Here is a 22,194-nt window from a genome sequence, read left to right as displayed (position 1 = left end):
CTTTTTAGTAGACGTCACGCCGATACCGACCTTGCTCAATCAGGCGATCAACCTCTGCAATCCCAAGCAATTCGTTGAGCACGTGGTCCACCCCCGAAGCCATCCCTTGCAAGCTGCCGCAGATGTAAATGACCGCACCCTCGGCCAACCACTTCTTCAACTCCCCAGCCGACTCACGCAGTCGATCCTGCACATAAATCTTCTCGGCCTGATCCCGCGAGAACGCCAGGTCCAGCCGCTCCAGATCCCCCGAAATCAACCATTCTTCCAGTTCATCGCGACACAGATAGTCATGCTCGCGATTGCGTTCGCCGAACAACAGCCAATGACGCTGCTGCCCATCGGCGATCCGCGCCTTGAGCAAACTGCGCAGCCCGGCCAGGCCGGTGCCGTTGCCCAGCAGGATCATCGGCACGGGTTCGTTCGGTAGATGGAAACCGCTGTTGCGCCGCACGCGCAGGCTGATGGTGCCGCCCACCGTGACGTGTTCGGTCAGCCAGCCGGAACCAACACCCAGGCTACCGTCGGGATGAAGTTCCTGGCGCACGATCAGTTCGAGTACGCCATCGGCGGCGATCGAGGCGATGGAGTATTCGCGCATGGCCAGGGGCACCAGCGCATCCACCAGCGCCTGTGCATGCAGGCCGACCAGGTGAGCTCTGTTTTCCGGCAGTTGTCGACTGGCGAGGGCTTGCTCCAGCGGTTGCGACAGGTCATCGAGCGTAACCGTGGCGCGACCGTCAATGCCCAGGCCATCGAGGAAATGCTCGATCGCCCACGGACAATTGCGCGGCAACACTTCCACCAGGTCACCGGCCAGCCAACTGCTGGTGGTGGGGGCGGTGAGGCCCAGCAAGTACACACCAGAGCCCGTGCTGTCAGGGTTGAGCAGTTCGCGGCGGGTCAGGGTCCAGTTGTCATAGCTTGGTGCTTGCCAGGTGTCCACGGGCGCCTGTCCGGTCAGCAGGCCCAGTTGCTGCTGCCAGTGACGCAAGGCGTAAGGGTCGCCGCTGTCGACCTCCACCGGGGCGAACAGGGTCTTGCCGCCGTGCTCGCCCAGCCACGTGTGCAAGCGTCGAGCGAAACCGCAGAAATGTTGGTACTGGCGATCGCCAATCCCAAGCACGGCGTAGTTCAGGCTTTCCAGGCCCAACGTCCGGCCCAGCACTTTGCGCTCAAAACCCCGGGCGCTGTCCGGCGCTTCACCGTCGCCGAAGGTGCTGACCACGAACAGTGCGTTGCTGGATTCACGCAAGTCCTGCGCGCTGACGTCCGCCAGCGGCTGAACCTTCACCGGCAGGCCGGCCGCCTGCAATTGCCCGGCGGTCTGCCACGCCAATTGTTCGGCAAAGCCGCTTTGGCTGGCGAAGCCGATCAACCAGGCGGGTGTATTGCTGCCTGTTTGCGCGAAGCCTGCGCGGGCATCCTTGATCTGTTTTTTCTTGCGTCGACGATCGAGGTACAACAACCAACCGGTGACGAAAAACAGCGGCATCGTCAGCGCACTGATCGTCAGGATGACGCGCCCGATGATTCCGAAATAGCTGCCGACGTGCAGCGCGTAAATGCTGGTCAGCAGTTGCGCCTTGAGGCTCTTGTCGCTGTAGCGGTCATGCCGCTTGACGATGCCGGTGGCCGGGTCCAGCGTGATCTGGTTCAGCGCACGGTCGTGGGGCGAGCTGTTCAACAGGTAGAACACGGTGGCCGGCTGCCCGGCCACGGACGGCATGCGGATGTTGTAGGCACTCAGTGCCGGGCCGGCAGCGCTGTAGATGCTGCTCCACATCGCGGCGTAATCGGCGGTGGGGGCCGGGCCGCTTGGCGCAGGGCCGCGACCGCCACGAACACGCTCGTTCTGCGGTGAGTCGGAAAGCAATCGGGTCAGGCCCTTGTTGTACCACTCATAGGACCAGGACAACCCGGTGAGCGCTGCCAGGAGGTAAAACACCAGGCACCAGGTGCCGGCGACAGAGTGCAAATCCCAGTTGAAGCTGCGGCCCTTTTTCTTCCAGTCGAGGGTCAGCCAGGCACGCCAGCTTTTCCACTGGCGCGGCCAGCGCAGGTAAAGACCGGACAGGCAGAAGAACACTAGAATCAGCGTACAGGCACCGGTGATCTGCCGACCGGTATCGCCCATGGCGAGGAAACGGTGCAGTTGCAGCATCAGGCCGAAGAAATCCTGGCCGGTGGCGTCGCCCATGAACTCGGCGGTGTACGGGTCGAAGTAGCGCATCTGCCCACGGCGCTCGCCCGGTGGCGGGGTAAAGATCACACGCGCGGCGTTACCGCTGTCGGTCTCAACCCAGAGCATCGAAACTTTCTTGCCCGAGGCACCCTCGATTTTTTCCACCAGTTCGGCGGGTGGCAGGACGCCAGCGACCTGCTTCTCGACTTGCAGCACAGAAGGGTTCAGCGCGCGCAGGATTTCATCCTGAAACGACACCGTCGCCCCGGTGATGCCCATCAGGGCCAGGACCAGTCCGGCGCTGATGCCGAAAAACCAGTGCAACTGGAACAGGGTTTTCTTCAACACGTCACTCGCCTTGTTCGTTCGGAAATAATGATCACGGCGCGCATTATGCCGTGGGTTGTCGAGAAACATTCTTTCTTACGCACAAAAGCCCCGTTCATCTGGATGAACGGGGCTTTGGTCTTCACGCTTCTATCAGAAGTGGAAGTTGGTGCTCAGCAGGGCGGTACGGCCCGCCGCCTGGTTGGCGAAGTGGGTCGAGAAAGCTTTGTCGTAGTAGGTTTCATCGGTCAGGTTCTGCACGTTCAGTTGCAGGTCGACGTTTTTGCTCAGCTTGTACGCGGCCATTGCGTCGTAACGAACATAGGAATCAACCATGGTGGTGTTGGCTACGCTGCCGAACACATCATCGACATAAAACGCACCACCACCGATGGTCAGCTTCGGCGTGACCTGATAAGTCGTCCACACGCTGGCACTGTTTTTCGGTGTGTTAGGCAGCTCGTTGCCTTCGTTGGCGCGGTTCAGCGGGCCGGCATCGACCTGCTCGCTGTCCATGTAGGCGTAACCGGCGAACACTTGCCATTTGTCGGTGATCTTGCCGCTGGCCGACAGTTCGATACCTTGAACGCGGGTTTTACCGGCGTTTTCATACGATGTGGTGTCGACTTGAACGCGAGCGTTTTCTTTCTCGGTGCGGAAGATGTCGGCGGTCAACGACAGGCGATCGTTCAGCAGGTCCCACTTGGTACCGATTTCGTAGTTCTTGGTGGTTTCCGGCTCCATGTCGCTTTTGAGCACATCTTTGTTGCGATCAACCGTGCCACCTAGCGGGTTGCCGTCCATGCCTTCGCCGAGGGTGGAGCCTGGTGGAGTGGCAGAAGTCGCGTAGGACGCATAAATGCTGCCGTTTTCGGCCGGCTTGTAGACCACACCGAATTGGCCGGTGACGAACTCGCTGGTGTCTTTGCCTTTTGCAGGTACGCCTTTGTTGAGGACTGTCGCCCCTGCGCTGTCAAAGGTGCGGTATTGAGTGTCGAAATGGTCGTAGCGCAGGCCCATGTTCACCAGCCATTGTTCGGACAATTCCAGCGTGTCGAACACATACAGCGCATAGGTGTTGGCTTTGGTGTCGGTGCCAGCGTAGTTGCGCGAGATTGCACCGTTCCATGGGTCGTTCGGGTTCGGGTTGGACAGCGAGGTACAGTTGTAACCGCTCGGTGCGCCAATCATCGCCGGTGTGCAGTTGGTGCTTGCTGGAGGAGCGGTCGTTCCCGGGGTGGTGTCGGTGTTGACGTTATACGAGGACTTTTCGCTTTCCTCGCGGCTCAACTCGATACCGGTAGAGAAGCTGTTTTTGAATCCGGCGATGTAGACGTCGCCAAACAGATCGGTCTGGTTAGTGGTGGTTTCGGTGTTGCTGACCCGGGTGTTGGCCCGACGCCAGACGCTGCCATTGTTGACGTTGCCCTTGCTGTCGTCCGGCTGGGTCAGGATGTAGTCCTGCATGCTGGTGCCGTGGCGCAGGGTGTTCTTGATGGTCAGCGCGTCGTTTAGATCGTGCTCGATGGCGATGGTTGCGGTGTCGGTGCGGCCCTTGCGGAAGTCGCGGCCGTTCAAGCCATAGAAGTTGCTGCTGTCGCCGCCATCGTCAGGCTTGTCCGGGTTGGACTTGGTGCGAGCCGTCGAACCTGCGACCGGGATGCTGTACGGAATCCCGGAATCTGGCGTGTCGTTGTTTTCCAGGTGGTAGTAGTCGAGGTTGACCCGAGTGTCGGTGCCCAGGCCGAAAGCCAGCGAAGGTGCGACGCCCCAACGGTCATAGTCGACGCTGTCACGGCCAGCGACGTTGCTTTCGTGGCTCATCAGGTTCAGACGGCCAGCAGCGGTGTCGGTGAACTGATAGTTGCCATCCATGGTGTACCGCTGGGTCTGGTCGGAACCCCAGGTGAAACCGCCATCGAGCGAATTGCCCAGGTGAGCTTTTTTACTCACCAGGTTGATACTGCCGCCGGCAGCACCACGGCCGCCGATTGCCGAGTTCGGACCTTTGCTGACTTCGATCGACTCAACGGCGAAGATCTCGCGGCTCTGCGAACCGGTATCGCGCACACCGTCCAGATACGTATCGCCCTGGGCATCGAAGCCGCGAATGAATGGGCGGTCGCCTTGAGGGTTGCCGCCTTCACCGGCACCGAAGGTGATGCCTGGAACAGTGCGCAGCGCGTCCTGCATGTTGAGGGCGCCGGTGTCCTTGAGTACTTGTTGCGGGATGACGGTGATTGAACGTGGGGTATCCACCAGCGGCGCGGTGTACTTGGGCGAGGAGGCTTTTTCGACTTTGTAGGAAGTCTCGTCCTGAGCCTCGCCAGTGATGGCGGTTGCGCCCAGAGAAATCACATTACTCGGTGCTTTTTCGTCAGCTTTTTCCGCTGCGAAAACCATGTGGCCCGCAGAACCGGCAGTAATCGCCATGCCGATGGCCGATGCGAGCAAACGTGGTGAACTGACCGGTACTTGTGGTTGTTGACGTGACATTTGAATTCCCCTCCCCAAGGATTTGAGGTCGCGGAATATAGGGTAAACAGGTATTTGTATCAATTGCGAAACTTTACTATTCGCATTAAATTTACATTCTTTACAATTTACCCTTACGGTTTTTGGCGTCTCGTTCGTCCTAGGGGTTTTACACAGGCAATAAGAATCAATACCATTGCCGCCTCTTTGTCTTCAGGTGTCATCCCCATGCTGCTGCACATTCCCGGCCTGTTCGCGAAAGAAGAAGTGCAGCGCATCCGCGAGGCTCTGGAGCAGGCAGATTGGGCGGACGGCAAGATCACCGCCGGCTACCAGTCGGCCAAAGCCAAGCACAATCTGCAGCTGCCGGAAGGTCATCCGCTGGCCAAGGAAGTCGGCGCGGCGATGCTGGAACGGCTGTGGAAAAATCCGCTGTTCATGTCGGCGGCGCTGCCGCACAAGGTCTTCCCTCCGTTGCTGAACTGTTACACGGCCGGCGGCAGTTTCGACTTTCACATCGACAACGCCGTGCGCCAGCCCAAGGGCAGCATCGAGCGGGTGCGCACCGATTTGTCGGCCACTCTGTTTTTCAGCGAGCCGGACGACTACGAAGGCGGCGAACTGGAAATCCAGGACACCTTCGGCACCCAACGGGTGAAGTTGCCGGCCGGCGACATGGTGCTGTACCCCGGCACCAGCCTGCACAAGGTCAACGCCGTGACGCGCGGCACTCGCTACGCCTCGTTCTTCTGGACCCAAAGCCTGGTCCGGGAAGACAGCCAGCGCGCCTTGCTGTTCGAGATGGACGGGGCGATCCAGCAGTTGACCCAGGACATGCCCGATCACCCTTCGCTGATTCGCCTCACCGGCACTTACCACAACCTGTTGCGTCGCTGGGTCGAGGTATGAGTTTTCAACTACGCCGCGAGGAAATCCTCGACGGTGATTCGCTTAAGGCCATGCTCGACGAAAGCCCGGCGCGCGCGGCACAGGCGATTCTGATCGCCGCCCGCGAAGGTGTTCTCGACGCTCAGGCCTTGCTCGGGCAGATTCTGCTGGACGGGCAGGGTATCGAGCAGGATCAGCCGTTGGCTGTGCGTTGGTTCGAGATCGCTGCCCAGGGCGGGCACTTGATGGCGCGCAACATGCTCGGTCGTTGTCATGAACATGGTTGGGGTTGCTCCGCCGATGCTTCAGTGGCTGCGGGGCATTATCGACTGGCGGCTGAGAAGGGACTGGATTGGGCGATGTATAACTACGCCAATCTGCTGGCCACCGGGCGCGGGGTGGCTGAAGACCAGGCGCAAGCATTGGGCTGCTATCGCCGGGCAGCCGAACTCGGGCATGCAAAGTCGATGAACCTGCTCGGGCGTTATCTGGAAGAAGGGCGTTTTTGTCCGCGCGATCCTGCCGCGGCCGTCGAGTGGTACAAGCGCTCGGCCGAAGGTGGCGACTTTCGTGGCCAATTCAGCCTTGGCGCCGTGCTGGTCGAGCAGGGCCGGATCGAAGACGGGCTCGTCTGGCTACGCCAAGCCATGCTCAACGGCAATCAGCGTTTTCTTCAGATCAGTGCCCGGCGATTGCTGAATGCGCCGCAACCTCTGCTGCAGTTGTTAGGCGAGGATTATTTAAAACACGAGCGGGAGATGTTTGGCTGAGCTCGTGAGTAAGTTGGTTGGTGGTAATAAGTTGCTCTGTATTATTCTCTTATATAAGTTGATTGTTAGTCTTTGACAGTACTTTCGAAGTTGTTTTAGTCTTTCGGGTGTCGTGACTTTAATTTGTTTTAAGTTGCGCAATACTGTTCAGGTAATTTGCCTTGGATAAACAGTCGTATAATTAATGGAATAATTATGAGCGATAATAAGTTGTGGGCAGCCTCTTTGCAGGGTGCCAGTTATGAAAAAGTTACCGAGTTTGCAACGGAAGTGCCAAAACTTCTGACCGATGCCTCCACCGCTGACAGCGATGGTGTTACTCGCGATACCGGTCTGTTGCTGACCAAGAAACAAATCATCGATCTGAGGAAGTACGAGGCTGCGGGTCTGGCCCTGCCCTATACCTTGCAGGATGTAATCGACTATTTGCGCTTTGGTGCCGGGCAGGACGGTGGCGCGGGCCTCAAGGCGGCTGATTTTCTGAAGACGTTCACCGACACCCGTGATCATGCCAAGCGCTGGTCGCCACTGCGCGAACGCATCATGCTCACCGGTACCGAGTTGAAACTGTTTGGCGCTAGCATGCAGACCTATGGCGACGATATGCAGGAGGTCTACGATGATCTCAAGGCTGCGCCATTGCTCGATAAACATAATATTAAGACCCTGGCTGAACTAAAGACGCTGCAAATCAATATGGGTGGCAAGTTTCCAGGTATTGAACTGGAACCTGACACCCTTCCGGATATTCAGCACTACCTGAGTAAGATCTTTGCCCGGGTTGCGTCCAATCTGGCGAATGTCAGTGCCATAAAAACCGATCTGGATAAATTTGGTTATGACCTGCGAGAGAAGGTACTTCCAGGGATAAAACTTCGAGTTGGCCTGATCCAGACCAACTCTTACCCTGCCGACATCAAGGCGCAGGACCACGTTATCACTCGGCGTGCTGCAGAGATCCAGGAAAAGAACACGCAATATAAAGCGCTGGTCGAGAAGGCGCTGGGCTCTGCGGCGGGCCTGAATATCTTTGGTCTTGGTATGGCAATCTATTACGGCGTCGAGGCAGAAAATGTCCGGGCCGAACGCAAAAAACTGAATGAGCAGCAAGACAAGGACATCGAAATCCTTAAAAACATGAACCAGACCTTGGGTTCGTTGAAGCGCGTTGAGCACGATTTGCAAAATCTGACGGTTGTCGCCATCGATGCGGATCTGGCGACGCAAAACCTGATGCACGTGTGGAACGTAATGCATCGCTATGTCACGGAGTCTGCGACCGCGATTTCGGGGATTAACGATGCACTGAGCCTTCGGCGGTTTATGTCGACATTCAGGGAAGTGGTTAGTCCTTGGGTACAAATTCACCAGGATGCAGATGCCTTGATTCAAGTATTCAAGGACGCAGATCAGGAATACAGCCAAAGCCAGGTAATGGCGGCACCAAGGATGATGAGAACCATGTTCATTGAGCAGCAGCAATACTCGGTGCTTGATCTTCAGGCACTGAAAAATAGTCAGTCGGCAATGCTCGACGATGGCATCACGGCTGAAGCGCTGTTCATCCGGCTCAACTACCTCCCTGGTGTCTTTGACCGCTTCAAAAGGCTGGTAGGTGATGTTAACGCCAGTGCTCGCGACCTACGGGAGTGCAGCCTCAACAGTAAGATGGATCTGGAGTCCAGGATTCGTAAACTCGCCGCTCTTGAAGCAGAACTGGCGGGTGCGGTTGCGGGTTCCGAGGAGTACTTGGAGATCGAGGTCGATATTGCGACAGAGCTGAAAAAGTTGCCGGTATTAACAGGTAAGCAGGCAGGAAAAATCAGCACTCGCCTGGCCAATATCAGTGATGGGTATGACCAAGGCGTTACGCGAGGATTTGCAGCCGGTCTGGAAAAAGATCTGGCGGGGGCTCGTGAGGTGAAGGCGGAGCTAGGTGAATACCTGGTCAACGCCCAGGGTGAACTCAAGGCGGTTGCCGACGCCATCAGTGCAATTGAAAAAACCGCTATAGAGAAAATCGGCAACGATGTTGCGTTAACCATCGACAAGATTCAGGCCTTGGGTATGGCGCCGCCGCAAGCTCAGATTGTGATGTTCGCGATCGAACAGCTTAAAAAGAGTATGGCCGATATCAATGACGGTATCTCTTTCCTGAACATGATCAATGAGAGTCGGAAGCTGCAAGAGAAAGTGAACGACCTTTTCAAGAGGATTGCCCAGGAAGATAAAAACATCAGCCAGACCCTCGGGCGCATCGAGTTTATTCGCGTGGTCCATTCGCTGGATGATCAACGTCAGGTCTATGTCTCGGAATACAAGAATGCAGTCGTGGTATTTGCGGATTTTCTGAGCGCTGTAGAAAAAAACAAAACAAGTGATCTCGGTCAGCGCGTATCGCTCGCGATAAAAGAGGTGAAGAAGCTCGTCACCTTCCTCGCCCCGGTGTCGTTGCCATAACCATAGACGTTTGACGGGTACGCAGGGGGCAACGCGTTTTTTATCAAAGACAGTTGCGCCCTGTCTGGCACCTATTAAAGGTTTTTGATTCTTCGACACGCTATCGCCCGTTTATCCAGGCTCTATTTTATGTATGAATTTCTGCTGGCCGAGAAACACTTTGTTTCTCTGAAAAATTATTTCAAGTTTCTCCAGGCACTTCCTGTCACGTTCAATCAATACAAGAGTTTCTCGGAAAGCTTGCAGCGACAGGGCCATGTACTGACGACCCTGCCGGACACGCAACGTTTGACAGTGCTGGCCTCTTTCAGTACGGGTTACCTGGACCAACTTGCACGTAACATCGCGAAGGCTGGGAAAATCTGTGATGAAAACTTGATTTACCTTTCTGATTTTATTCAAGAGTGTCGGGTTCTCGCGAAAGAGTCGCCGCGCAATGGCCGGGGTATCACCCTCCGTGAGCTGGACTTCAAGCGATTCAGCTTATCCCGTTCGCCATGGTGGATCTGGGTTCCACCCACGGATGTGAAAGGGTTGACCCATGAGCTTTATTTTCGATTGAATCGCGCTACATCGGCGATTATGGAGCTCAAGGCTGTGCCTCTTGAACTCAATCTTGATATCCACACTGTGTTTTCGCGATTTGTGCGGTCATGGACACTGAAGTCCTGCCAATGCCATTCCCATTATTCCCGGATTGAAGCCTGGTACGTGGAAGGCGGATTCAGCTTGTCAGGAATGAAAACTCCACCTGCAATCGGTGGTTTCAGGGGCGCAAGTCTGGCCCAGTCCAAAGAACACCTTCGCGAGCTTGTCGCTGTTTACACTGACGCCAGTTCAGCGATTAACAATTTGAGTGATTTTTTGTATGCAATGTGCGGCTTTTCAAGCACGGCAGAAAAAGAGCTGCTGGCAGTCAAACCGACGATGAAACTATCGCAATTGATCTCTTCTTTGGCGCAGGTTGAATACGTGTTGAAGGAGTTCGTGACGATGAGGCATCAGATTCAGCAGTGGTCCAGATAATAAAAAAGGCCCATGACATGTCATGGGCCTTTTCTTTTACCAGCGGTTTTTACACGTAAAACGACTTCAGCGGCGGGAAGCCATTGAACTCAACGGCGCTGTAACTGGTGGTGTACGCACCGGTCGACAACCAGTACAAACGATCACCAATCGCCAGGTTCAGCGGCAAACCGTACTTGTAGTTTTCGTACATGATGTCGGCGCTGTCGCAGGTCGGGCCGGCGATGACCACTTCTTCCATCTCGCCTTTCTTCTCGGTCCAGATCGGGAACTTGATGGCTTCGTCCATGGTTTCGATCAGGCCGGAGAACTTGCCCACATCCGTGTACACCCATCGCTCTACCGCGGTACGGGATTTACGGGCGACCAGCACCACTTCACTGACCAGGATGCCAGCGTTGGCGATTAGCGAACGGCCCGGTTCCAGGATGATTTCCGGCAGTTCGTCACCGAAGTCTTCCTTGAGGAAACGGATGATTTCTTCAGCGTAGGTTTCCAGGCTGTTGGTGCGGGTGATGTAGTTGGCCGGGAAGCCGCCGCCCATGTTGATCAGCTTCAGGTGAATGCCGTCTTCTTCTTTCAGGCGTTCGAAGATCACTTTGACCTTGGCGATCGCCGCGTCCCAGACGCTGATGTCGCGCTGTTGCGAGCCGACGTGGAACGAGATGCCGTACGGCACCAGGCCCAGGTCGCGAGCAAGGATCAGCAGGTCCATGGCCATGTCGGTCTGGCAGCCGAATTTGCGCGACAGAGGCCAGTCAGCGGTGGTCGAGCCTTCGGTGAGGATGCGCACGTAGACTTTCGAACCCGGTGCAGCCTTGGCGATGTTGCGCAGGTCGGCTTCGGAGTCGGTGGCATACAGACGCACGCCCTTCTCGTAGAAGTAGCGAATGTCTTTGGATTTCTTGATGGTGTTGCCGTAGCTGATGCGATCCGGGCCGACGCCCTGGTTCATCACTTTATCGAGCTCGTAGATCGAAGCGATGTCGAAGTTCGAACCTTTCTCTTTGAGCAGGTCGATGATTTCGACGGCCGGGTTGGCCTTGACCGCGTAGTAGACCTTGGCGAATTCGAAACCGGCGCGCAGGTCGTCATAGGCCTGGCTGATCATCGCGGTGTCGATCACCACGAACGGGGTTTCTTGTTTGTCGGCGAAGGCCTTCATTTTGTTGAAGGTATCGCGCGCGAAATAGTCTTCGACGTTGATCGACATGCTGGGAACTCCTACTGGCAAACTGAAATTAACAATGGGTGCAAATGAACGTCCTCCGTATCCCCACTTTGGTTCGCCTACTTCCCAAGGCATGTCGCCGAAAGCAAAAAGGCCATGGGAAGCGGTGCTTTCCCTTGGCCTTGCTGTCTCGTCGTCAGTACTTGAGCCGGATGGATCGTTTCCAGCATGGACGTTCGGCGCGAACTTTAGGGCGTGAGGGGCTTGAGATCAACAAAAAATGTCGCGTTTTTACACGCATCCGTCGTGCGGTCCCGGACAACTACTGATGTAACCGACCTGCATGACAGTGTGATGTTCCCCGGATGGGGAATTCTGAAGGGATTTACATAGCCTTTGTGGCGAGGGAGCTTGCTCCCGCTGGGCTGCGTAGCGGCCCCGGATTTTGCGGCTGCTACGCAACCGAGCGGGAGCAAGCTCCCTCGCCACAGGGTCAGATCAGGCGACAGCAGTCTCGGCAGGCGAAACAATGCTGGTCTTGCCCCCACGGGACTTGCCGGAGCTCAGATACTCGGCAATCGATTCCTGAGTCACTTCACCCAGGAACACCCGCTCCGCATCCATCACCGGCAACCACGAGCGGTTGAATTCGTACATGCGCGACAGCAGGATGCGCAAATGCTCGTCAAACGCCGCCGTGGCATTGAACTCACGCAGGTACTGCGCGCAAGTCCCGGTCTGACGGTGCAGGTCGCGACGTCGTACATAACCGAGCGCCTTGTTCTCACCATCCGTGACCACCACATAACGACGGTCCAGTTCGTCCATCAACTCCAGGGCCTCGGCCACTGGTGTTTCCGGGCTCACCGACGGCGCGTTGTCCGCTGCATCTTCGGCTTTCACCAGCAACAGACGCTTGAGGGTGCTGTCCTGGCCGACGAAGTTGCTGACAAAGTCATCCGCCGGGTGCGCCAGCAGCGTATCCGGGTGGTCGATCTGCAACAGCTTGCCCGCACGGAAAATCGCGATCTTGTCGCCCAGCTTGATCGCTTCATCGATGTCGTGGCTGACCATGATCACGGTCTTGTTCAGCGCGCGCTGCATTTCGAAGAACTCGTTCTGGATCATCTCGCGGTTGATCGGGTCGACCGCGCCAAACGGTTCGTCCATCAGCAACAGTGGCGCATCCGCCGCCAACGCACGAATCACGCCGATTCGTTGCTGCTGGCCACCGGACAATTCACGCGGGTAGCGAGTCAGATACTGCTTGGGCTCAAGCTTGATCATGCTCATCAACTCGCGGGCGCGGTCGTGGCATTTCTGTTTGTCCCAGCCCAGCAGGCGCGGAACGATGGTGATGTTCTCCTCGATGGTCATGTTCGGGAACAGACCGATCTGCTGGATCACATAACCGATGTTGCGGCGCAGGGTCACGGCGTCGAGGTCGGTGGTGTCTTCGCCGTTGATCAGGATCTTGCCGGAGGTCGGCTTGATCAGGCGATTGATCATCTTCAGCGTGGTGCTTTTGCCGCAGCCCGATGGCCCGAGGAACACACAGATCTCGCCTTCATTGACGGTCAGGCTTACCGAGTCCACGGCTTTCACATCTTTGCCGTTGCTTTGGAAGGTCTTGCTGAGGTTTTGAAGTTCGATCATTTGAGTAATCCTTTTGGAGTCAGCGTGCGTTGCAGCCATTGCAGAAGCAGGTCGGCGAAGATGGCCAGGAGACTGACCAGCACGGCGCCGACGATCAGCATCGACATGTCGCTGCGGCTGATTGAAGCGAGAATGAGTACACCGAGGCCGCCGGCGCCGATGGTCGCGGCGATGGTCATGACACCAATGTTCATGACCACGGCAGTGCGCACACCAGCGAGGATTACCGGCACCGCAATCGGCAGCTCGACCATGCGCAGGCGCTGGCCAAAGGTCATGCCGATGCCGCGGGCGGCTTCGCGAATGCCGGGGTCTACGCCGGTCAGGGCGAGGTAGGTGTTACGCATGATCGGCAGCAGCGAATACAGAAACACTGCGGTAATCGCCGGCATCGGGCCCAGGCCCTGGCCGAATTTGGAGTAGAACGGCAGCAGCAGACCGAACAGCGCAATCGATGGCACTGTCAGCAGCACCGTGGCGCTGGCTTGCAGCGGACCGGCAAGCGTCGGGAAGCGTGTCATCAGGATGCCCAGCGGCACGCCGACCAGAATCGCCAGGGTCACGGCGATACCGACGAGGGTGATGTGCTGTCCGGTCAGTTGCAGCACCAGCGGCCAGTCGAGATGGGAAAAGGCGTTCAGAAATTCCATGTCTTTTCCTCCTTATTTGATGGGGTGCTGGCGCAGGAAATCGGCGGCAACGGATGAAGGGCTTTCGTGATCGACGTCGACCCGCGCATTGAGCTGGCGCATGGTGGCGTCGTCGAACAGTTCAGCCAGCGGCTTCATTTCTTCCGCCAGTTTTGGATGGGCGTCGAGGTAAACCTGACGCACCACGGGCGCGGCGGTGTAGTCCGGGAAGTAACGCTTGTCGTCTTCCAGCAGTTTCAGCTTGAAGGCGTTCAAGCGACCGTCCGTTGTGTAAACCAGACCGGCAAACACTTGGCCATTGCGCAAGGCGGTGTAAACCAGCCCGGCATCCATCTGGCGGATGTTTTTGCGGGTCAGGTTCATGCCGTAAAGATCGACCATGCCGTCCAGACCGTCGGAACGGTTGGCGAACTCGGTGTCGAGGGCGACGATGTGATTGGTCTTCGCCTCGGCCTGCATCACCGTGTTCAGCTCGCTGATGGTGTTGATCTGCGGATAAGCCTTTGCGGTTTTTTCCGGCAGCGCCAGGGCGTAGGTGTTGCTGAACTTCGACGGCGTCAGCCAGATCAGGCCTTTTTGCGCGTCGAGTTCTTTCACCTTGGCGTAGGACTGAGCGCTGTCGAGCTTGTCAGTGATGTGGTTGTAAGCCACCAGCGACACGCCGGTGTATTCCCACATCAAATCCAGCTGGCCACTTTCGTGGGCGCTGCGGGCCAGGTTGCTGCCCAGGCCGCCGGTCACTTGAGTGTCGTAACCCTTGGTGCGCAGGTATTGGGAGGTGATTTCCGCCAGCAGGGTTTGTTCGGTGAACACCCGGGCGCCGATGCGGATCACCGGTTTTTCAGCGGCTTGGGCAAATCCTGCGAACAGCAGAGCGCAGCCTAAAAACAAGCATACTTTTTTCATGTTAATTCCTTTGCCGAGGCTTAAGACGGGCGCAAGCCGCGTTCGAGCCAGAGGCGGCTGGCGAGTGTCACCAGGCCGTCGAGCAGCAAGGCCAGCAGGGCGGTGCAGGCAGCGCCGAGCAGCAGTTGCGGCTGATTGTTCAAGGCGATGCCAGGGAAAATCAGGCTGCCCAGGCTGTTGGCGCCGATCAGAAACGCCAGCGGTGCGGTACCGACGTTGATCGCCAGGGCCACGCGCACGCCACCGATGATGATCGGTACGGCGTTCGGCAGTTCGACCCGCCACAGCACCTGAGTCGGTGTCATGCCGATGCCGACGGCCGCTTCCTTGAGCGAACCCTGGACGTTTTTCAGGCCTTCATAGGTGTTGCGCACGATCGGCAACAGCGAGGCGAGGAACAGGGCGAAAATCGCGGGGCCGCTGCCGATGCCGAGGATCCCCAGGGCGATGGCCAGTACGGCAAGAGGCGGCACGGTGTTGCCGATGTTGAAGATCTGCATGAAGCGTTCAGCGCGGCCCACCATGGTCGGGCGGCTGAGAAAGATACCGGCGGGTATGCCCACAACAAGGGCGGCCAGCATGGAAGCAAGGACGAGAATCAAATGGGCTTGCAGGTAAAACAACAAATCGTCGCGGTAATGTTCGATCGTGTTGATGCCAATCCAGTGGACCAGCAGGGCCAGGAGAGCGACGACAACCGCACCTCCTATCAGCCCTTTGCCATAGCGAATAGCCACAGGCAGACTCCTTTTATCTTTGTCGGCGAACGCAGTCCCGTGTGGCAGGGCCATTCCTGGCTGCCGGGCTTATCAACGTTCGCGAGAAGCAGCTCTACATGCTGATGAAGCCGCATGAGATCGAGCCATAAGCGCAGCCTCGTCAGGCTAACTTGCAGGTTTTTCAAACCCTGCTACGAGAGCTGTAACAGGGGAGTGGACGCCTCCACCTTTTAAAAGGTTCCATATTTAGCAGCATTTAGCCACCGCGCATTCCGTATTGCCTCCCGTAGCAGCTGTCGAGCAGCGCGAGGCTGCGTTCGGCGGCGCAGCCGTCGTAGAGTCGGCCCATGCGGTCGGTCTGATACACCGCAGCGTACGGTTTTACGACGGCTGCGCCGCCGAACGCAGCCTCGCGCTGCTCGGCAGCTGCTACAGGGCGAACGGTGGTCCGTAGAGGTCGGTTTGCGCTATACTCGCCGCCCTTTTTTGAATCACCTGCCAGGCGATTTCCCATGACCAAACAGGCCGCCGAAGTCGCGAAACGCCGCACTTTCGCCATTATTTCCCACCCCGATGCCGGTAAAACCACCATCACCGAGAAGCTCTTGCTGATGGGCAAGGCGATTGCGATTGCTGGCACGGTGAAATCTCGCAAGTCTGACCGCCATGCCACCTCCGACTGGATGGAAATGGAAAAACAACGGGGTATTTCCATTACCACTTCGGTCATGCAGTTCCCGTATCGCGATCACATGATCAACCTGCTCGACACCCCGGGCCACGAAGACTTCTCCGAAGATACCTACCGCACCCTGACGGCGGTTGACTCGGCATTGATGGTTCTCGACGGCGGTAAGGGTGTAGAGCCACGGACCATCGCGCTGATGGACGTCTGCCGTCTGCGTGACACGCCGATCGTCAGCTTCATCAACAAACTCGACCGTGACATCCGCGACCCGATCGAACTGCTCGACGAAATCGAAGCGGTCCTGAAGATCAAGGCGGCACCGATCACCTGGCCGATCGGTTGCTACCGCGACTTCAAAGGCGTTTATCACCTCGCCGACGACTACATCATTGTGTACACCGCTGGCCACGGCCACGAGCGCACCGATGTGAAAATCATCGAGAAACTCGACTCCGATGAAGCCCGCGCGCACTTGGGCGACGAGTACGATCGCTTCGTCGATCAGCTGGAACTGGTGCAGGGCGCTTGTCACGAATTCAATCAACAGGAATTCCTCGACGGCCAACTGACCCCGGTGTTCTTCGGTACCGCACTGGGCAACTTCGGTGTCGATCACGTGCTCGACGCGGTGGTCAACTGGGCGCCGAAACCGCTGGCCCGTGTCGCCAACGAACGCACCGTGGAACCGGTTGAAGAGAAATTCGCCGGCTTCGTGTTCAAGATCCAGGCGAACATGGACCCGAAACACCGCGACCGTATCGCCTTCATGCGTATCTGCTCCGGCAAGTACGAAAAAGGCATGAAGATGCGCCACGTGCGCACCGGCAAGGACGTGCGGATCGGCGATGCGCTGACCTTCTTCTCCTCCGAGCGTGAGCAACTGGAAGAAGCGTTTGCCGGCGACATCATCGGTTTGCACAACCACGGCACCATCCAGATCGGCGACACCTTCACCGAAGGCGAAGTCCTGGGCTTCACCGGTATCCCGCACTTCGCCCCGGAACTGTTCCGTCGCGTACGTCTGCGTGATCCGCTGAAATCCAAGCAACTGCGTCAGGGTCTGCAGCAATTGGCGGAAGAGGGCGCCACTCAGGTGTTCTTCCCTGAGCGCAGCAACGACATCATCCTCGGCGCCGTCGGTGTGCTGCAGTTCGATGTGGTCGCCAGCCGTTTGAAAGAGGAATACAAGGTCGAGTGCTCTTACGAGCCGATCACCGTCTATTCCGCGCGCTGGATCGATTGCAGCGATAAGAAGAAGCTCGAAGAGTTCAGCATCAAGGCTGTGGAAAACCTCGCTATCGACGGTGGCGGTCACCTGACCTACCTGGCCCCGACGCGGGTCAACCTGGCACTGATGGAAGAACGCTGGCCGGACGTGAAATTCCGTGCGACGCGTGAGCATCACTAAGCGCTGATCGGCTACATTCAAAACCCCGTTGCGAAAGCTGCGGGGTTTTTTATTGACCCGATTTCAGCCAGTTAAGCGAAATCCCTGTGGGAGCTTGCTCCCGCTGATCGCGACGCCGCCCAACTCCAGACACGGCTATTTACCTTTAGTCTGTTTTTTTGCAGAAAAATCGTTTCACTGTCAGATCTGACAGTAGCCCGCTCCTATGTTTATTTCCTATAAATTCGCGAAGAGAAAACCATCTCTGAACCCAAACATAAACAGGACGTTGCCATGAGCGCCAATGAAAAGTTAGCCACCACAGGTAAATTTGAGGCTGATGTATCGGGACAGGACTATTTCAAAGCAGAGTGTATTTCACTTCGTTCGTTTCCATCTCCTTATGATGAGCTGGCTCTGGAAGGATGGGACAACAACGGGAGGGGGCTAATTATCACGATTTATAATTATGAGAATGTCGTGCCAGGTCATGCCTACAAGATCTATCCGGATCAAGGGGATCATGACGTCTCCGTGGATGTACAATTCGCCACTGACGACAGCGTTAGATGGGAAACACTGGCGGGTGGCACGCTCACGGTCAACAAAATGGACCTGCCCAATGCCCATGTCGAGGTCAGTTTCGGCTTCTCTGCAGAGGGCGATGGCAATGTCGCCAAGTTTGTGGGCGGGGCGAACTTAACAGGTTTCTCCCTCTCCCGTCGGGCCAGCACAGTTCTCAAGTAAGCGGACATCCAATGCGCATTCCCGAGACTATTCGCGCGGGTCGGCGAGTAGTCTTTGGAAAGTTTTTCGCTATATTTCTTGCTCCAAACCAATCAGCCCATTAACGACAATTCTCTGCGTTCGTTAGCGTCCTATCTGGAGAACTCGGTCGATCGGACGCTGGGGCTCGCGAATAAGTGTTTACCTGATGAGATTGCACGAGATATTAAAAGCAGTCTTTCAACTAGCCCCGTTGCGAAAGCTGCGGGGTTTTTTTTGATCATTGAACGGGCAGGAGCCCTCGCGGGTAAGGCTTTTCTGTAGGTCTTTTTTCCTGTTGTCGTGGCTTGACTCTGTTTTTTCGATACGAGGGGTTTTACCCGCGACAACGCAATTGTTGGCGTCTAGTGTTCGGAAGATCTTTCGCAAGCAGCGATTCTCCACGAGATCAATGGAATGACCAGTCGCTTTACTCACCTGATTCGGTTAGACGGCTATTTCTGTCCAATGTCCTGGATGCTTGCTGCGTTGCTCTTCATCAATCGGTTGAGCGCCATGGTCAAGCTGTTCATGGCGTTGTATCTACGCCAGGAACTGGGGCTTGCGATTGAAACCGTTGGCTGGTTGTTATCCGGGTATGGGGCCGGCTTGCTGATTGGGTCAATGGTGGGTGGCCTGCTGAGTGATCATTGCTCTACGGCGCGGCTCACCGCCGCGTTGTTTTTTGCCTCGGTGTGGGTTTTGGTCTCGTTGGGGCTGGTCACTGACGTGCCTTGGCTGGCTGGATTGCTGCTGTTGAGCGGTGTACTCGATGGTGCGATTCGTACGCTGCACCAACGGTTGATCATGGAGTATTGCCCGGTTGCGCAGCGCGCTCGGGCGCAGTCATTGAGTCGAGTGGCCAGGAACCTGGGCATGGCTGTCGCCGGGGTGATGGGCGGGGTCTTGGCGCAGGCTGATTTTCGCTGGGTGTTTTTTGTCAGCGCGGCCATGACGCTGTTGGCGTTGTCCTGGTTTGTCCGGGCGACATTTCATCGACCGGTATTGCCGCCGGATGAGGGGCCTGATGGCGCGACAGGTTCATGCGTACCGTATCGAGACAAACCTTTTCTTTGGTTGCTGGCGGCGTCTGTCTTGCTCGGCATTGCCTTTGACTCGGTGTACAGCATGCTGGGCAACTATTTACGCGAATACTACCGGTTGAGTACGGAAGCCATCGGATGGCAGTTTGCACTCAATGCGCTGTTGGTCGTGCTGCTGCAGATACCGATATCCCATTGGACCGAGCAGTGGGGCGCGCGTCGGCAACTGCTGGCAGGCAGCGTGTTGTTGGCTTGCGGGCTCGGCATGTTGCCGTTGGGCTCGGGGTTGGCGTATGTCTGCCTGTCGACGGCGGTCTGGACGCTTGGCGAAGCGCTGTTCATGCCACCCCTGAACGTGCTGGTCATGCAGCATGCGCAAGCAGGAAAAAGCGGGCACTACTTCGGCCTTTTTTTCATGTGCTGGAGTGCGAGTGCACTGCTTTCGCCTGTGCTGGGCGGCCAGCTTTACGGTCATTTCGGTGGCCACAGTGTCTGGCTCGCAAGCGCGGCGCTGGCGGTGTTGTCCATACCGCTGTTTTATCAAGCGACTCGCTTGTCGGAGCATCAAAGGGTTCATCCAACTGCGCGCGGCGAGCCCGCCCCACTTAGCTGATCTGGTTATAGCCATTATGCAAAACCAATCTCCCCGCAAACGGCATTCCGTCCATTCGTTAGCGTCCTATCTGGAGAACCGCGCTGATCGGAACTAAATTTCATTGAGTGCCAGACAGACACCCCACGCTTCACTAATGAAGGATGGAATCGGCTATGAGCATTTTTCAACGCATTGTGCTGTTGCTTAAGGTTTTGGTGATGCTGTCCGTTGGCATGTCGGCGGCGTGGGCCGAGTGCGAGGATCACGGAGAACAGGCTTCGAGTGGGCCGGTGGCGCACACTGCCCAGATGATCGCCAAATCCGAATCGGAGCCCGGTGATGAGGGGCAGGGTGGCAGCGCGGACGATGACGACTCGACCACCGACGAACCGGACCCCGACGAGGATGAAGGGGCTTGAATGACAGACAAAAGAAAACCCCTTCTGACCGATTGATGCGCAATCGAAGCAGAAGGGGTTATTGAACAGCTCAAATATCCCTGTGGGAGCGGGCCGGCTCCCACATTTTTATGCCGCGCCGTCGAGGAATTGCTCGGCGTAGTGGCAAGCCACCTGGCGGCTGTCGAGCAGGCGCAGGGCCGGCTCTTCAGTGCTGCAGCGCTCGGTCGCGTACGGGCAGCGCTTGTGGAATGCGCAGCCGGACGGCGGGTTCAGCGGGTTGGGCAATTCGCCGACGATCTTGATTTTCGGCTTGTTCGGGTCCGGGTGAATGGTCGGGGTGGCCGACAGCAGCGCCTGGGTGTACGGGTGCAGAGGACGCTCGTAGATGTCGTTCTTCGGGCCCATTTCCACCGGGCGACCGAGGTACATCACCATCACGTCATCGGCGACGTGTTGCACCACCGCCAGGTTGTGGGAGATGAACACGTAAGCGGTGTTGAACTCTTGCTGCAAATCCATGAACAGGTTCAGCACCTGCGCCTGGATGGACACGTCCAGCGCCGAGGTCGGTTCATCCGCGACCAGCACTTTAGGCTGCAACATCATCGCGCGGGCCAGGGCGATCCGCTGGCGCTGACCGCCGGAGAACATGTGCGGATAACGCTGGTAGTGCTCAGGACGCAAGCCCACCTGTTTCATCATCGCCTGCACTTTTTCGCGACGTTCGGCAGCGGACAGGTTGGTGTTGATCAGCAGCGGCTCGCCGAGCTGGTCACCGACTTTTTGCCGAGGGTTCAACGAAGCGTAAGGGCTCTGGAACACCATCTGCACGTCTTTGCGCAGTTGCTTGCGTTCAGCCTTGTTCGCACCGGCGACTTCCTGCCCGGCGATTTTCAAGGAGCCGGAGGAGGGCTCTTCGATCAGCGTCAGGGCACGGGCCAGAGTGGATTTGCCACAGCCCGATTCACCGACGACAGCGAGGGTCTTGCCGGCTTCCAGTTCGAACGACACACCGTTCAACGCGCGAACGGTCGCATGGCCCTTGAACAGGCCACGGGACACTTCGTAGTGACGGGTCAGGTCGCGGGCGGTAAGTACGACGGCCATTACGCCACCTCCTGATTCAGCGGGTAGAAGCAGCGGGCGAGGCTGTTGCTTTTCGGGTCAAGGGTTGGACGTTGCTGACGGCAGGTCTCCTGCACGTACGGGCAACGCGGCGACAGCAGGCAACCCTGCGGACGATCATAACGACCGGGAACGATGCCCGGCAGCGTGGCCAGGCGGGTGGCGCCCAGGCTGTGTTCCGGAATCGCCTTGAGCAGCGCTTCGCTGTACGGGTGCGCCGGAATGTCGAACAGCTGAGGCACCTGACCCACTTCGACCGCTTGGCCGGCGTACATCACGCACACGCGCTGAGCGGTTTCGGCCACGACCGCGAGGTCGTGAGTGATCAGCACCAGGCCCATGTTCTGCTCTTTCTGCAGGGCCAACAGCAGGTCCATGATCTGCGCCTGAATCGTTACGTCCAGTGCGGTAGTCGGTTCGTCGGCGATCAGCAGTTTCGGTTCGCCGGCAATCGCCATGGCGATCGCAACACGCTGGCTCATACCACCGGACAGTTGATGCGGGTAAGCATCCATACGGCTGGCGGCGCCCGGGATTTCAACTTTTTCCAGCAGTTCGATGGCGCGGGCGCGGGCTTGCTTGCCGGACATTTTCAGGTGCAGGCGCAGCACTTCTTCGATCTGGAAACCAACGGTGTAGCTCGGGTTCAGCGCGGTCATCGGGTCCTGGAAGACCATGGCCAGGTCTTTGCCGACGATTTGCCGACGCTGACGGTTGCTCAGTTTGAGCATGTTCTTGCCGTCGAAATTCAGGGCGTCGGCGGTGACGATCCCCGGATGTTCGATCAGGCCCATCAGCGCCATCATGGTCACGGACTTGCCGGAACCCGATTCGCCAACGATGGCCAGAACTTCGCCCTTGTCCACGGTGATGTCGAGACCGTCGACCACCGGAACGGCGTTCTTGTCGCCGAAGCGAACGTTGAGATTCTTGATTTCTAACAGTGACATTTGAATC

17 protein-coding genes are annotated in these 22,194 nt (G+C 57.4%); 8 read left to right on the top strand and 9 right to left on the bottom strand.

Annotated elements, in window-relative coordinates; all coding sequences use genetic code 11:
• Nucleotides 1–4: 4 nt before the first annotated feature.
• Together QF010_RS06335 and QF010_RS06330 are read right to left on the bottom strand one after the other, a co-directional pair.
• Entirely contained in the window at nt 5–2,533 is a 2,529-nt protein-coding gene (locus tag QF010_RS06335) for a PepSY domain-containing protein (protein ID WP_429532616.1), read from the bottom strand.
• A gap of 132 nt (nt 2,534–2,665) precedes the next feature.
• Nucleotides 2,666–5,008: a TonB-dependent receptor gene (locus QF010_RS06330; protein ID WP_429532615.1), complete on the bottom strand. Its 2,343-nt coding sequence runs from the start codon at nt 5,006–5,008 to the stop codon at nt 2,666–2,668.
• A 207-nt stretch (nt 5,009–5,215) separates the two neighbouring features.
• On the opposite strand from QF010_RS06330, the gene QF010_RS06325 reads away from it, so the two are divergent.
• The 4 genes from QF010_RS06325 to QF010_RS06310 all read left to right on the top strand — a co-directional run bounded on the left by QF010_RS06325 (nt 5,216) and on the right by QF010_RS06310 (nt 10,131).
• Entirely contained in the window at nt 5,216–5,896 is a 681-nt protein-coding gene (locus QF010_RS06325; protein ID WP_033058090.1) for a Fe2+-dependent dioxygenase, read from the top strand.
• Nucleotides 5,893–6,645, top strand: a complete 753-nt coding sequence (locus QF010_RS06320) for a tetratricopeptide repeat protein (RefSeq protein WP_429532614.1) — start codon at nt 5,893–5,895, stop codon at nt 6,643–6,645. Before QF010_RS06325 ends, QF010_RS06320 begins: the two co-directional genes overlap by 4 nt.
• A gap of 195 nt (nt 6,646–6,840) precedes the next feature.
• Nucleotides 6,841–9,105 carry an alpha-xenorhabdolysin family binary toxin subunit A gene (locus QF010_RS06315; protein WP_429532613.1) on the top strand — a complete coding sequence of 755 codons (2,265 nt, stop codon included), beginning with the start codon at nt 6,841–6,843 and terminating at the stop codon, nt 9,103–9,105.
• Nucleotides 9,106–9,234: 129 nt separating this feature from the next.
• Complete coding sequence (locus QF010_RS06310) at nt 9,235–10,131, top strand: hypothetical protein (RefSeq protein ID WP_429511103.1); 897 nt, start codon at nt 9,235–9,237, stop codon at nt 10,129–10,131.
• 49 nt (nt 10,132–10,180) lie between these two features.
• Here QF010_RS06310 and QF010_RS06305 read toward each other — a convergent pair whose 3' ends face one another.
• The 5 genes from QF010_RS06305 to QF010_RS06285 all read right to left on the bottom strand — a co-directional run bounded on the left by QF010_RS06305 (nt 10,181) and on the right by QF010_RS06285 (nt 15,251).
• The gene (locus tag QF010_RS06305) at nt 10,181–11,344 is read right to left on the bottom strand and encodes a type III PLP-dependent enzyme (protein ID WP_033058084.1); all 1,164 of its coding nucleotides are present in this window, start codon (nt 11,342–11,344) and stop codon (nt 10,181–10,183) included.
• Nucleotides 11,345–11,800: 456 nt separating this feature from the next.
• Complete coding sequence (locus QF010_RS06300; protein ID WP_033058082.1) at nt 11,801–12,958, bottom strand: osmoprotectant ABC transporter ATP-binding protein OsmV; 1,158 nt, start codon at nt 12,956–12,958, stop codon at nt 11,801–11,803.
• On the bottom strand, nt 12,955–13,608 hold the full coding sequence (locus QF010_RS06295; RefSeq protein ID WP_008148960.1) for an ABC transporter permease: 654 nt from the start codon (nt 13,606–13,608) through the stop codon (nt 12,955–12,957). The genes QF010_RS06300 and QF010_RS06295 overlap by 4 nt, the downstream gene beginning before the upstream one ends.
• 12 nt (nt 13,609–13,620) lie before the next feature.
• Nucleotides 13,621–14,514 carry a glycine betaine ABC transporter substrate-binding protein gene (locus tag QF010_RS06290; protein WP_429511102.1) on the bottom strand — a complete coding sequence of 298 codons (894 nt, stop codon included), beginning with the start codon at nt 14,512–14,514 and terminating at the stop codon, nt 13,621–13,623.
• Nucleotides 14,515–14,534: 20 nt separating this feature from the next.
• Entirely contained in the window at nt 14,535–15,251 is a 717-nt protein-coding gene (locus QF010_RS06285) for an ABC transporter permease (RefSeq protein WP_008148956.1), read from the bottom strand.
• A gap of 494 nt (nt 15,252–15,745) precedes the next feature.
• Here QF010_RS06285 and QF010_RS06280 point away from each other — a divergent pair, with 494 nt between their 5' ends.
• The 4 genes from QF010_RS06280 to QF010_RS06265 all read left to right on the top strand — a co-directional run bounded on the left by QF010_RS06280 (nt 15,746) and on the right by QF010_RS06265 (nt 20,130).
• Nucleotides 15,746–17,329: a peptide chain release factor 3 gene (locus tag QF010_RS06280; RefSeq protein WP_033058078.1), complete on the top strand. Its 1,584-nt coding sequence runs from the start codon at nt 15,746–15,748 to the stop codon at nt 17,327–17,329.
• Between the two features lie 273 nt (nt 17,330–17,602).
• Nucleotides 17,603–18,055 carry a hypothetical protein gene (locus tag QF010_RS06275; protein WP_429532612.1) on the top strand — a complete coding sequence of 151 codons (453 nt, stop codon included), beginning with the start codon at nt 17,603–17,605 and terminating at the stop codon, nt 18,053–18,055.
• A 435-nt stretch (nt 18,056–18,490) separates the two neighbouring features.
• Nucleotides 18,491–19,729 carry an MFS transporter gene (locus QF010_RS06270; protein ID WP_429532611.1) on the top strand — a complete coding sequence of 413 codons (1,239 nt, stop codon included), beginning with the start codon at nt 18,491–18,493 and terminating at the stop codon, nt 19,727–19,729.
• Nucleotides 19,730–19,884: 155 nt separating this feature from the next.
• A complete protein-coding gene (locus QF010_RS06265; RefSeq protein ID WP_033058073.1) occupies nt 19,885–20,130 on the top strand; it encodes a hypothetical protein in 246 nt (81 codons plus the stop codon).
• 108 nt (nt 20,131–20,238) lie between these two features.
• Here QF010_RS06265 and QF010_RS06260 read toward each other — a convergent pair whose 3' ends face one another.
• Nucleotides 20,239–21,219 carry a peptide ABC transporter ATP-binding protein gene (locus QF010_RS06260; RefSeq protein ID WP_033058071.1) on the bottom strand — a complete coding sequence of 327 codons (981 nt, stop codon included), beginning with the start codon at nt 21,217–21,219 and terminating at the stop codon, nt 20,239–20,241.
• Nucleotides 21,219–22,187: an ABC transporter ATP-binding protein gene (locus tag QF010_RS06255; RefSeq protein ID WP_033058069.1), complete on the bottom strand. Its 969-nt coding sequence runs from the start codon at nt 22,185–22,187 to the stop codon at nt 21,219–21,221. Before QF010_RS06255 ends, QF010_RS06260 begins: the two co-directional genes overlap by 1 nt.
• Nucleotides 22,188–22,194 lie beyond the last annotated feature (7 nt).

It is taken from the genome of Pseudomonas silensiensis, from assembly GCF_050434865.1.
Taxonomy (GTDB): domain Bacteria; phylum Pseudomonadota; class Gammaproteobacteria; order Pseudomonadales; family Pseudomonadaceae; genus Aquipseudomonas; species Aquipseudomonas fluorescens_W.
The sequence above is the reverse complement of the archived record's forward strand: the minus strand, read 5'-3'. Positions and strand labels throughout refer to the sequence as shown.